Source organism: Picosynechococcus sp. PCC 7002, assembly GCF_963860125.1.
GTDB lineage: Bacteria > Cyanobacteriota > Cyanobacteriia > Cyanobacteriales > MRBY01 > MRBY01.
Map to the genome: position 1 here is coordinate 14,678 of NZ_CAWLFA010000007.1, position 12,434 is coordinate 27,111.

Here is a 12,434-nt window from a genome sequence, read left to right on the forward strand (position 1 = left end):
GGATTGTGGCTATGGCAACTGCAATCTTAATGCTGCGATGTGAGCAAGTCGCGCCGATGGATGATGATGTAAAGAATCGTTGATGCTTACGGAGGAAGATGTTTGTTTTAGCATGGGTTGTGACAGCATCAAATTAATTGTGTTTTCTGGTGGGTCGCAGTAATGGAATCAAGCCATATTTGGACGTTTGCTCCGGAAGATGTTTATGCTGTCCTGGAATCTCAACCTGACGGCTTATCGGCCCAGGCAGCGCAGCAACGTTTAGAAAAATTTGGGCCAAATGCGCTACCGGAACCGCCCCAACGGCCCCTATGGTTGCGTTTTTTAGATCAAGTCACTCACTTTATGGCCCTGTTACTCTGGGTGGCGGGAATTTTGGCATTTGTATCGGGGACGCCGGAACTGGGTTGGGCGATTTGGGCTGTGATCTGGGTGAATGGCATTTTTAGCTTTTGGCAGGAATTCCAGGCAGAAAAATCCCTAGCAGCTTTGAAAAAGGTGTTGCCCGCACAGGTGAAAGTGTACCGAGATGGTGCGCTCCAATCGATTCCGGCGGTGGAACTGGTACCGGGGGATGTGATGCAACTGGAAGAAGGCGATCGCCTCTCTGCGGATGCGCGGTTGGTCGCTTCAGAAAGTTTATATCTTGATCTTTCGGTGATGACGGGGGAATCTTTGCCTGTGGCGCGGAATGCCTATCCGGTACGGGTGCGAGAAACGGCGTCCGTGCGTGATGGCCAGCCCCTCCGCCGGGGAGAACAACCCACCCGAGAAAAAACAAATCCTGCAGAAATTGCCAATTTACTCTTGGCGGGGGCGACAGTTTCGTCGGGGCGGGGGGTGGCGGTGGTCTATGGCACTGGTGCCCAAACGGAATTTGGTCATGTGGCTCATCTAACAACCAATGTGAAACGGGAACCCAGTAGCCTCGAAATTCAGGTGGGTAAGATTGTCCGCGTTATTACGGCGATCGCCTTGACGATGGGCGTGATTGTTTTTCTGTTGACGGAATTTTTAGTGGGGATGGAACTGCGGGAAAGTTTCGTCTTTGCCATTGGCATTATCGTTGCCCTGGTGCCAGAAGGATTGCTGCCGACTGTTACCCTCGCCCTTGCCATGGGTGTCCGGCGGATGGTGCGCAAAAATGCCCTTGTTCGCCGTCTTTCTGCGGTGGAAACCCTCAGCGCCACCACGGTGATCTGCACGGATAAAACGGGCACCCTCACGAAAAATGAAATGACCGTCCATTACCTCTGGTTGCCCTGGTTAACCGAAGCAGAATTGCCTGTTCAACCGCCTTTACAAACCCCTAATCACGGCCAACCCGGAGAAATTCAACCCTTTTTAATTGAAGTCACTGGTGCCGGTTATGACCCTGGATCGGGCACCGTGAATTTAGCCGGAGACTTCACCGCCCGCTGGAAAATTGACCTGCTATTGACGGGGGCTGCCCTTTGTTCTAATGCCCAGCTCGTCCACCTCGACACACCGAGCCGCTGGCAGGAAATTGGCGATCCCACCGAAGCTGCGCTGATTGTTGTCGCGGTTAAGGCCGGCTTAAATATTGAACACTTACAACAACAATATCCCCGGTTACGGGAGATTCCCTTTGATTCTCGCCGGCGACTGATGACTGTGGTCTTAGATTGGCAGGAGTCAGATATTTGGCAGAGCGAACTGCCCTGTATGGCCTTTACAAAAGGGGCACCGCTGGAGGTGTTGCGCCATTGTCAGGCGGTGTTGCGCAATGGGGCGATCCAAACTTTGGGCCATGAACAGTGGGAAGAAGTGGTACAAGCCAATGATCGCCTTGCAGCCCAGGGGTTTCGGGTGTTGGGGGTGGCGGCGCGACGAGGGCAACGGGATTTGGTTAATCTGCGCGCCCAGGATCTTGAGCGGGATTTGATTTTTATTGGTTTAATTGCGATGTTTGATCCGCCCCGGCCGGAGGTGAAGCAGGCGATCGCCCAATGTCATACCGCTGGCATTAAGGTGACGATGGTGACGGGGGACTATGGCCTCACGGCCCAGGCGATCGCCCAACAAATTGGCATTGTCAATCAGCAAGTCCGGGTTGCCACCGGAGAAGGCATGGGCCATCTGTCTGATGCTCAACTGCGGCAAATCCTGAAATATCGTTCGGGCCTCGTGTTTGCGCGGATGTCTCCCGAACAAAAATTACGTCTCGTGCAAGCCTACAAAGATATTGGGGAAGTGGTGGCAGTGACGGGGGATGGGGTGAATGATGCTCCGGCTTTACGGGCGGCCCACATTGGTATTGCCATGGGCTTAAATGGCACCGATGTCGCCAGGGAAGCGGCGGATATTGTCCTCACCGATGACAACTTTGCGACGATCATTAGCGCTGTAGAACAGGGGCGCGCCGTTTACCAAAATATCCGCAAATTTATCACCTATATCTTGGCTTCTAATGTGGCGGAGGTGGTGCCCTTTCTGTTGATGGTTGCCCTCAAAATTCCCCCAGCTTTGGTCATTATGCAAATTTTAGCGGTGGATTTGGGCACGGATATGATCCCGGCTTTGGCATTGGGCACCGAAGCAGCAGAAGTGGGCATTATGACCCAACCCCCCCGTAAGAAATCCCAAAATCTCCTGGGGCGATCGCTCTTTTTTCGTGCCTACTGTTTTTTGGGCCTCATTGAAGCTGCTTTAGGTATGATTGGCTTTTTCATTGTCTGGTGGAGCTATGGCTATAGTCTGGCTGATCTCCAGGCCATTACCCCTAACCTTTTGCAGCACAGCGCTGATGCGGCTACCACTGCCATCTATGCCCAAGCCACCACTATGACCCTTGCCGTGATTGTCGCCTGCCAAGATGGTAATGTCTTTGCCTGTCGTTCTGAAAATATCTCGATTTTTCGCCTGGGATTTTTTTCCAATCCATTAATTTGGGTAGGTATTGCTACTGAGTGGATGTTGGTGATTATGATTACCAAAAGTGCGTTTTTTCAGAATATTTTCCAGACCGCGCCTCTGGCCCCTTGGCAGTGGCTTTTGTTAATTATTTGCCCGCCGCTAATCTTGGGTATCGATGAGCTACGCAAAGTATTTTTTACCCCACGTTGATGCTGATGCCGGGTGCAATTTTATCGAAAAATGACTTGAAAAAGATTGCTCCCCGTCCACAGCAGGCCAATGATCACCCCAAGAAAAACCAAGGCGATCGCCATGCCGAGCAAGCTTAAAACCCCATCATCTTCCTGGAGGCCGAGGGCCGCAAAAAAAATGGCGATCGCCGGCACCGTATTCGCCCCAGGAATCGGTAAAACCACCAATAAGGCCATGGCCGACAAAATAATTCCCAAAATAATTCGTCCCGGCAGACTGTGACAAATGGGTGTCAGACGGGGTTTCGTGATTTTCTCGACCCTTTTTAACCAGGGAATCAGATAACCCATAAACCGCTGAATTTGCGGTAGGGAAAAAGACGTTTGGAGAACTTTGCGGGGCACCCAAGGTTTAGACTGCCCCAGACATAGTTGCAGGGTGATCGACAGCATCGCCATGCCAAAAATAAAGGAAGTGCCGGGGATCGCAAAAATACTCAAAAAAGCAATGAGCGCCAGGGGAAAACCAAATAATCTTTCCTCGGTGAGGGCAAAAACATTGGCCAGGCTCACCTTTTCCGGACGTTCCTCCTCAAAAAAATAGTGGTGTAGTTTTTCAGAAAGTTTTTTCATGCTGACTGGGCGAGCCAAAAAACGGCTTATTTACTGATAGCGTTCGAGAAAATCCAGGGCCTCATTGCGCAAATCATAGTATTTTTGGGTTTCCCGTAGTTCGTGGATATGTCGGGGTCGAGGGAGATCCACCGTTAAAACTTGCCCAATTGTAGCCTGGGGGCCATTGGTCAACATCACGATTTTGTCAGACATAAACAGGGCTTCGTCAACGTCATGGGTAATCATCATCACGGCTTGACGGTGGTTTTCCCAAATATCGAGGACTTGGGTTTGCAGTTTCGGTCGGGTCAGGGCATCGAGGGCACCAAAGGGTTCATCGAGGAGGAGCATTTTTGGCCGAGTCGCCAAGGCTCTCGCAACCCCTACCCGCTGTTTCATGCCACCGGAAAGTTCGTGGGGATATTTGTCGGCGGCGGCGGTGAGATTGACCATGTGGATATGTTCGTTAACAAGGTGGCGGCGATCGCCTTTAGAAAGATGCTTGTGAACTTCATCCACGGCTAGGCGGATATTGTCCCGAACCGTTAACCAGGGTAAGAGCGCGTAGCCTTGGAAAACCATCATCCGGTCAGCACCGGGGCGGCGAATCAGTTTCCCCTCTAGGGTGACATGGCCGGCGCTGGGTTTTTCTAAACCCGCAACGATCCGCAGCAGGGTCGATTTACCGCAACCAGAATGGCCAATCACAGACACATATTCCTGGGCGCCAATGGTGAGATTGATATCTTCGAGGACAACAAACTGGCTTCCATCGGCCTTGGGATATTGTTTGTGAATATGCTCAATGGCTAAAAAAGTATCGTTGGGAGATTCCATGGCGGCAGGGGAGGGGAAAGATTGGGGTCTAGTCATAGATTTGGGATGCTAATTTTGTTTAGCTAACGGGATAAATTTGGGGACGTTTGGCCCGCAGTTCAAAACTATTGAGGTAACCGACTGGATCGCTTGGATCAAAGGCTTTTTGGTCGATAAAGGCAGTGGCTGGTTCTACCTTGTAATCTTCGCTGGGACTGGTAATCCCCATTTCGGCGGCAATGTCCCGGTAAAGATCGGTGCGCCAGGCTCGCTTGGCGATCGCCTCTAGATCGGTTGGTAATGTTTCAATTTGGCCCCAGCGGGCTGCTTGGGTCATTAACCAAATCCCCTGGGACTGCCAGAGAAACGTGGAGTGATCATGGGGCACCGTCGAAGTTTCGGGGTGCAATTCAAAAAAGGTCGTCGTATCTAAACTGCTCTCTAGCCGTTGCTGGGCATCAAAACCACCGTAGTCGTAATCCCCGACAATGGCCGGACGAGTGTAGTTTATATTGGCCCCTGTAAAGGCCCGTTCGGCGATAATGCTTGCCACTTCTTGCCGATGATTGGGGTCGCCACAATACTGACAAGCTTCGATCAAGGCTTTGACGAGGGAGCGGTAGGTTTTGGGGTATTGTTCAATGAAAGATTCCGCCACCGCCAGCACCCGATCCGGATGGCCCCGCCACACATCTCGCCCTTGGATGAACGTAAACCCAATGCCTTCATTTTTGGCGATCGCCCTAGTATTCCAAGGTTCTGCCACCATGTAGGCTTGCATCGCCCCGATCCGCATATTGCTCACCATCTGGGGCGGCGGCGTAATCACCAATCGCAACTCTCGCATCGGATCAAGGCCAATGGCGGCGACTAAATAACGGGCAAAATATTCATAAATTGAAGAACTTAAGGGAATTCCCCAAGCGCGGTCATCAAGGGGAGATTTTTGCCAAAAACTGCGGAGATCTCGGCCAAATTTAGCTAAATCACCTTGGTAATCTGGCCACGGTTTTATGCCAGCCTCCCAAAGCTGTCGGTTCATGGTCAAGGCATTGCCATGGCGGTGGAGGGTCATTGCTGCCACCAACGGAAAAGCCCTAGCTCCTTCGGCACCAATTCGCGCATTGGTTACGGCCCCAGAAACCACCGGCGACGCATCCAATCGACCGAAGATCAACCCATCACGGGCATTGGCCCAACTGGCTTCGCGACTGAGTTGGACATTCAAACCGTATTTCTGGAACAAACCTTTTCTGTAGGCGATCGCCAGGGGCGCACAATCATTCACCGGCACGAAGCCTACCGTTAAATTCGGTTTTTCCAAACTTTCTGGCCGTACCAAGGGCTCAACCGCTAAAGCATGGGGCAAACGACCCTGAATCTTTTTACCCGTTGGGGCAGTACAAGCACCATAAACTAATGCCGAAGCCGTTGCCCCCATCCCAAATACAAAGGAGCGTCTACTTATTTTATTCATTGCAGTGATGCTCCTAATGCTGGGCCGGACGATGGGTAATCGCCGTTTGCAGATAAGCGAGGGCCGAATCTAGGATCAAGCCTGTGATGCCGATGACAAAGACCGCCAAAAATACCGAACTCACATTGAGGCGGTTCCATTCGTCCCACACAAAAAAACCAATGCCAATGCCCCCGGTGAGCATTTCCACCGCGACAATGACGAGCCAAGCGACCCCCATGCTGATCCGCAATCCCGTAAAAATGTAGGGTAAACTCGCTGGCAAAATAACCCGCCATAGTTGTTTCCAGCGGGGCATTTCTAACATTCGCGCCACTTCGAGATAATCCCTCGGTACTTGGGCCACACCTTCTGCGGTGTTGATAATCGTTGACCAGAGGGAGGTGATAAAAATGACAAAAATCGCCGAGGGTTCTGCTCCATTAAAAATCGACAAGGCGATCGGTAGCCAAACTAAGGGCGATACAGGTTTGAGAATTTGAATAATCGGGTTAATCGCGAGCCAGGCATTACGGGAGAGGCCAATCCAGATTCCCACTGGGATCGCCACCAAAGCCCCCAAAATAAAACCAATAATTACCCGGCGCAAACTGGCCAGAAGCAACCAACCTAAACCCAAATCTCCAGGGCCACGCCGATAAAAGGGATGCAGAATAAAATCCAGGTTATTGACCAATGCTTCTAGGGGCGTCGGCATCATTTCGCCCCGCACTAAGGCGATCGCCCACCAGAGCAGTAACAATCCCCCAAAACCATAGAGGGGTAGCCAAATTTCTTTGCGGAGACGATTTTGCCAAAAAGACGGTACCAAAAACCTTCTGGCCCCACGGGCCAAACTCGATAATAAAACCATGCAAAATTACCTACCCTTTTTCAGTAAATAGAGGGAAGTGATTGGTAACTGACAGTCGTTGTCTGGGAATTCTGATTTACGGTGCGATCGCCGTGCTTCAGTCTTCTTCCGATGCTGACGAGGTTAGCTGACGGGCTAGGACTGGAAGATGTCCCTTTTCTGCATATCTCAGAAAATAAGCCCCGGTGTCTTCCCGGTTGGGTTGACGGGTGGTTCCCCCGCTTCAAGGCTTTGTAACCTTGAACTAAGCTGACTTACTCAGTTGGCCTATAAGCTAGCATTTCTCCAAGGACTTTGTAAATTACCGTAGGGATCAAAAAATCAAAAATCCAATCAAGCCCAGGGGACTGAACTCCCTTTGCCTCTGCCAGGAGATATCCCATTGGGGGGCGATCGCCGGGAGATTTTCGGCCCAGCGCTTCAGATCCGCCGTCCACACAATTCCATCAAGCACAGGCTTCCCAGTGAGCAGATCCCACCGGGCGTTTCCTGGGCTTGCTTCAAAACTCCCAAAATCCCTATTTTTGAATCATGGGTTGACCCTATTGCCGCAACAGTCACCACAAGATTTATCTTTGAGATTTCCTTAAAATTAGCAACTCTTTTTGGCACTTTTAATTTTCACTAATTCTCAGCATAAATTTATGATTCGCCTGAAAAATATTCGCCTCTAGCACTAAGAATATGAATTCAATGATGTTATAGAATCTACTCCCAGTTCTATTGGGGATCAGCCACTGGAGGAAACGGGGAAAGAGCAGTGAAAATTTGCCGCTGTCCCGCAGTTGTAAGTCAGTTGATACTAGGGCGTGTCATTAATTAAGGCCATAAAATTGCTTTTTTAAACTATCTGCAATTTCGTGGCAAGCTATTTTCGCTGCTTGCACCACATGAATTGAGCGAATAAAACTATGGATTAGGGTCGGGTATCGAAGAATTTTGACCGGAACTCCAAATGACCGGAGGCGATCGCCATACATTAACCCATCATCCAGGAGGGGATCCTGTTCCGCAACTGCAATAATTGCGGGTGGTAGTTGACTGGCATCCTGAACCCTCAGTGGGGACACTTGCCATGTTTCCGCTTGGGAAAAGTCTTCTAAATACTGTTGCCAGAACCAAGCCATTGTTTCTTTTGATAACCCAAGCTGATGACCTGCTTGATAGGAGTTTGTCTCAAAGCCGTACTGGGTAACGGGAGTAATCAGTAATTGGGCAATGGGCGAAATTTTCCTCTCATTGCGTAACTGGATTGCTGCCACCGCCGCTAAATTACCCCCTGCACTTTCTCCACCAAGGGCTAATCGTTGGCGATCGCCTCCCAAACTAGCTGCTTGTTGATCCGCCCAATAAATCGCATCAAGGGCATCATGGACGGCTGCGGGATACTTATGTTCTGGAGAGCGTCGATAATCTACAGAGATCACAATACATTGCCCATATTTAGCTAAAAAAGAACAAGTATCGTCTGCACTATCCAAGGAACCAAAAACCCAACCACCCCCCTGAAAATAGACAAGTATTGGTAAAGATAAGTCAATACCTTTATCACAAATAGGACGATAGATTCTAATTGGAATTGCTGGTGAATGAGGACGTTTAATTAATTGATTCTCAAATTTTACGCCAGCTTCTAACCTGAGATCGTAGAGTTTAATGGCTTCTTGAAAAAAAAATCGCCCCTGCTCTGCTGTTAGTTGCGTGATCGGAGGATGTCCTAGTATTGTCATTCGCTTTTTGATTTTTTCAATGATTTTAAGAACCTCTAGATCGATTTTACTTTGAGTGATCATATTTATTTCTACGAGTAAAAGCTATCAATTATTTTTGTTTAAGAAATATATTAATCCCCTAAAAAATATAGGGAATTAATTGAATTTTTCAGAATTAAAATACATTAATGCCGGACAAACTTATGGCTTGTTTGAATTTTGGAAAACTCTGAAAAAAAGGTGTGTTTTTCTAAAATCATCAAAGTTGCTTTTTTGTGGGGTAGCTTAACTGTGTCATGGATTTTAAAACCCATATTAGTTAAAAGAGGGATTAAAATTCGATTTTTGGCGTCAGGTTCAATAATAATTCGCTCCGTATCATAGGCTTTAAAAGCAAACTGAAACGATGCCCGAAAGATCGGTATAAGATATTCAGGGGTCAAATGACGTCTCTCACCTATGGCAATGTGTCCACCAATATCAGATTTTTGATAGGGATAAAAATGGCGAATGTTATCTGCTGCAACCTGATAAAAAATACCATAACAAGCAGGTTCTCCTTCCAAAGAGGCAATTACCAAATCCTTTTGGATTGCTGTAAGAGATTTTCTCAGGAACTTCTGAAATTCTGTAAATGAAAGATTAAGCTTCCAAAAAGGAACCAAATGTCTTTGGTGCATCCAGTTAAAAATACGTTCTAAATCTTGCCCATAATCAACAGTACGGATAGAGGCTGTCTTGTTATATTGCGCATCATAGTAATCAAAAGGAGTTGTTAAGGCCGCTTGAAACTTTTTTTTTCGAGCAATTAACTGATCATAATCTGCATCGTGCAATACGGTATGCAAAGCGTTATTGACCTTTCCATAGGCAGCAGCGTGGGGGCGATCGCTGTCGTCGTTATAGCCGTAGGTAATTAAACGATTACGGTTTAAACAGAGCTTTGTAAATTTTGGAGCCAAAAGATTAAACAACTCAAAACGATCTTGAAGCTGTGGAAATTTCTCTTGGTAATTCAGAATGGCTTGTCGTACTTGCCGCCAGAATTTTACTTCGGGATAGCAAATATGTTGATCTAAAAGGTCAGAAAGATAACGATGGTGACAAATAAATAAGCCTGCAAAAATAAACTGACATAAGCCTTCGGGGGGTTCAGTAAGCAAGACTTCTTTAAGATCTGCAGAAAGATTGAGTAGTTCCGGTAGCGGCTGATCACTGATATTAACATCATCCACAAAATCCTTCATCGCAAGGCGACTGGGAATATTATTTTTGAGGACAAGAATTGTATTTTCACCGTGGGGTGAGAACACCGTGCCATATTGATAGAGGTAGTGAAGTAACGGTGGTAAAACAGTATTGAAAAGACGATCTAACCAATCTTCAAGGGTTAAACCGGACACCTCAACTAACTTAAAAATCAGGGGATAACCATCAGCATCGAGGTGCACTAAAGACGCGAGGGTAACGGGTCTTTCGTCGGGGTCGGTATAGCTCAGAACACTTTCTCGCCAGAGACAACCCAACATTTCTTTGTATTGGTAAGGGGCACTGGAAAGTTGCTTGTAGTAATTGTGATTGTAATTTAGACTTGCCACTTCACCGGGCAGAATCATCCGGCATTCTTCACTCAAAAAAGGATCGTTGGCATGGATAGATTTGATGTACTCGGTAACCTTCGGGGCAATTTGGGTACGCTCATTGGGCAAACCACGATAAACCAACGTATTCAGAATGCTGAGAGGCAACTTCACATGGCGTTTCTGGCTGTGGCTGGTATTCACAAATGTCCGGATGGATTGCTGCGGTAGATAGAGATCTTCGCTCTTACCGAGGTAAACAATCAACTGCAATGCCACCGCTTCACCAAAGATCGGCACAACGATGTTTTTCCACTGCCAATCATGGACGGGCATGAAGTAATACTTAGCTGGCTCTAAACCACGCTCCTGCAACAGACCACTGAATCTGGCAACCGCTTCAGGAGATAATTCTTCTTCGATTAAACGCTCATACTCAAGATCGGTAACGCCGTTGTAGCTAGACTGCTCGCGGGCGATCGCCAACCAAGTCATCTGGATAGGTTGCTTGCTTTCGGGGGCATGTTCTAAATAATCGTCATAACCAAAACCAATGCGACCCTTATTAAAAGTAATCCAAGGGTGACCTTCCATTTCCCCTTCCAGCTCGGCATAGTTGAGGTTGAGGAGATCAACATTTTTGCTTTGTTTGCGCTGATAAATGTGGGCATCGGCAATCAAAGTATTGGTGAGTTCTTTCAACAAATGGGCGGTTGTTTCACCGGTCATCCCCACTGTTTCATGGATATCTAATGCAAACTGAAAGGGGTTAGTTGCAGGTGTCCATTCATCATTTTCGCCGCGATAAATCGACTTTGGATCAACGCGATAACTATCAAACACTCGCAGCTTGGCAGTAAAGCGATAACCTAATCCATCAGGCAAGTTCAGTTGATAGGTAACAATGTCTTCTTTGTCATCAATAACATCTGGTTTAATGATCTCCTCATACATAAACTCCGAGAGCATTTTTGTTAGGAGATTGAGACTAACGGTTTTCCAGATTTCAGGAGTTAAGGCGGCATTCAAAGCTTGAATATTATTCATGATCATTAGGTAAATAAGTTAATTAATAGAAGAAAAAATCTGCTTTTTCAAGCATCATGTTGATGTCGAGTTATCGTTTTTGCTAACACTGGATGTAATCCGAGTGACCAAGTATAGGCTAATGTAAATACTGACAAAATACCGGCTAGAATTAAAGGAAAAGCAAAATTATATTGCTCGACGGCATAAGAGGCTGTTAAGGGAGATAAAACCATACCAATATTAGCAAAAGCAAACATTAAAGTGTAATTAAGAGGAATTTTTTTCGGGTCACTATTATTAAATAAATAGAGTTCTAAAGCCGCTTGGGTAACAGCAAGAAAGAAACCATAAACTACTCTCGAAAATACAAATAGCGATAAAGAATTTGTTGACCCTTGGATTAATAATGTCACTGCCAACAGCAAAGATCCCATGGTATAAAGCAATAGAATGCGATGAGGTTTAGCGTAACTGCGGATAAAAGGCAATGCGGCGATCGCCATTAAACTGGGAATGGCAAATAGAATACCGCCAGTCGTTAAAGTTGTGCCAAAATAATCCGCCCCAGTGACATAGCTAACAAAATAGGGCCGCACGAGATTGTGAATAAATTGAAACAATAAACAAATCACGCCAATAGCTGGGATAAATGTCCAATGGGTTTGCAGAATATCTATCGGTGAATTATCTGATTTGACTTTTTTAATTGACTGTTTATTTTCAGGTAATGCTTCTAAGAAAAACCAACATAGAGCGAATTGCAATATATCTAATAAAGCCACAATAAAAAATGCATTAAGGGGATTTTGAAGCTGAATAATCCAGACTCCAGCGATACTAGAAACAACAATTCCTGTGTGAAAAACAGCCTGGTAAGTTCCGGCCATCATCTCCCGTCTTTCTTCACCACCTAACTGAATAATTAGGGGATAAAGAATCACAAAGCTGCTTCGAAACATTAACAAAATTACTGTGGCGATCGTAAACTGCGTCACATTTTGACTCAAGGTTATGGCTATGCAAACTAACGCAGAACAAATTTGCCCAAAATAAAGTAAAATTTTGATATTTAATCTATTCGAAAAAAATCCCCAAAACGGTGCAGTCAACACTACTGTCACCCGACAAATAAAAATATAGAAGCCAGTGTAGCTTAAATCTTCAACACCGAATACTTTTTCAAAGAAAACAGGATAAAAAGGTGCGAGTAATACTTCTGAAAAAATATAAGTAAAGGCACAAACAAATAAGACTGAAATTGAACGATTTAAAGTGTGATTCATA

General features: G+C 46.7%; 9 protein-coding genes and 1 riboswitch. Of the genes, 1 reads left to right on the forward strand and 8 read right to left on the reverse strand.

The window, feature by feature from the left end; genetic code table 11:
* Positions 1-162: 162 nt before the first annotated feature.
* Entirely contained in the window at positions 163-3,087 is a 2,925-nt protein-coding gene (locus AACQ84_RS15550) for a cation-translocating P-type ATPase (protein WP_012305489.1), read from the forward strand.
* 20 nt (positions 3,088-3,107) lie between these two features.
* Here AACQ84_RS15550 and AACQ84_RS15555 read toward each other — a convergent pair whose 3' ends face one another.
* The 8 genes from AACQ84_RS15555 to AACQ84_RS15590 all read right to left on the reverse strand — a co-directional run bounded on the left by AACQ84_RS15555 (position 3,108) and on the right by AACQ84_RS15590 (position 12,433).
* A complete protein-coding gene (locus AACQ84_RS15555; protein ID WP_012305490.1) occupies positions 3,108-3,701 on the reverse strand; it encodes an exopolysaccharide biosynthesis protein in 594 nt (197 codons plus the stop codon).
* 30 nt (positions 3,702-3,731) lie between these two features.
* Positions 3,732-4,556: an ABC transporter ATP-binding protein gene (locus AACQ84_RS15560; RefSeq protein ID WP_012305491.1), complete on the reverse strand. Its 825-nt coding sequence runs from the start codon at positions 4,554-4,556 to the stop codon at positions 3,732-3,734.
* 22 nt (positions 4,557-4,578) lie between these two features.
* On the reverse strand, positions 4,579-5,976 hold the full coding sequence (locus tag AACQ84_RS15565; protein ID WP_012305492.1) for a CmpA/NrtA family ABC transporter substrate-binding protein: 1,398 nt from the start codon (positions 5,974-5,976) through the stop codon (positions 4,579-4,581).
* Positions 5,977-5,989: 13 nt separating this feature from the next.
* Positions 5,990-6,829, reverse strand: coding sequence for a nitrate ABC transporter permease (ntrB, locus tag AACQ84_RS15570; RefSeq protein ID WP_012305493.1), 840 nt, complete (start codon positions 6,827-6,829; stop codon positions 5,990-5,992).
* Positions 6,830-6,926: 97 nt separating this feature from the next.
* Positions 6,927-7,090: riboswitch (cyclic di-AMP (ydaO/yuaA leader) on the reverse strand.
* Positions 7,091-7,142: 52 nt separating this feature from the next.
* Positions 7,143-7,283: a hypothetical protein gene (locus AACQ84_RS15575; protein ID WP_012305494.1), complete on the reverse strand. Its 141-nt coding sequence runs from the start codon at positions 7,281-7,283 to the stop codon at positions 7,143-7,145.
* Between the two features lie 361 nt (positions 7,284-7,644).
* Positions 7,645-8,622, reverse strand: a complete 978-nt coding sequence (locus AACQ84_RS15580) for an alpha/beta hydrolase (protein ID WP_012305495.1) — start codon at positions 8,620-8,622, stop codon at positions 7,645-7,647.
* Between the two features lie 104 nt (positions 8,623-8,726).
* Complete coding sequence (locus tag AACQ84_RS15585) at positions 8,727-11,168, reverse strand: GNAT family N-acetyltransferase (protein ID WP_012305496.1); 2,442 nt, start codon at positions 11,166-11,168, stop codon at positions 8,727-8,729.
* Positions 11,169-11,215: 47 nt separating this feature from the next.
* Positions 11,216-12,433 carry an MFS transporter gene (locus AACQ84_RS15590; protein WP_012305497.1) on the reverse strand — a complete coding sequence of 406 codons (1,218 nt, stop codon included), beginning with the start codon at positions 12,431-12,433 and terminating at the stop codon, positions 11,216-11,218.
* Position 12,434: the final 1 nt, after the last annotated feature.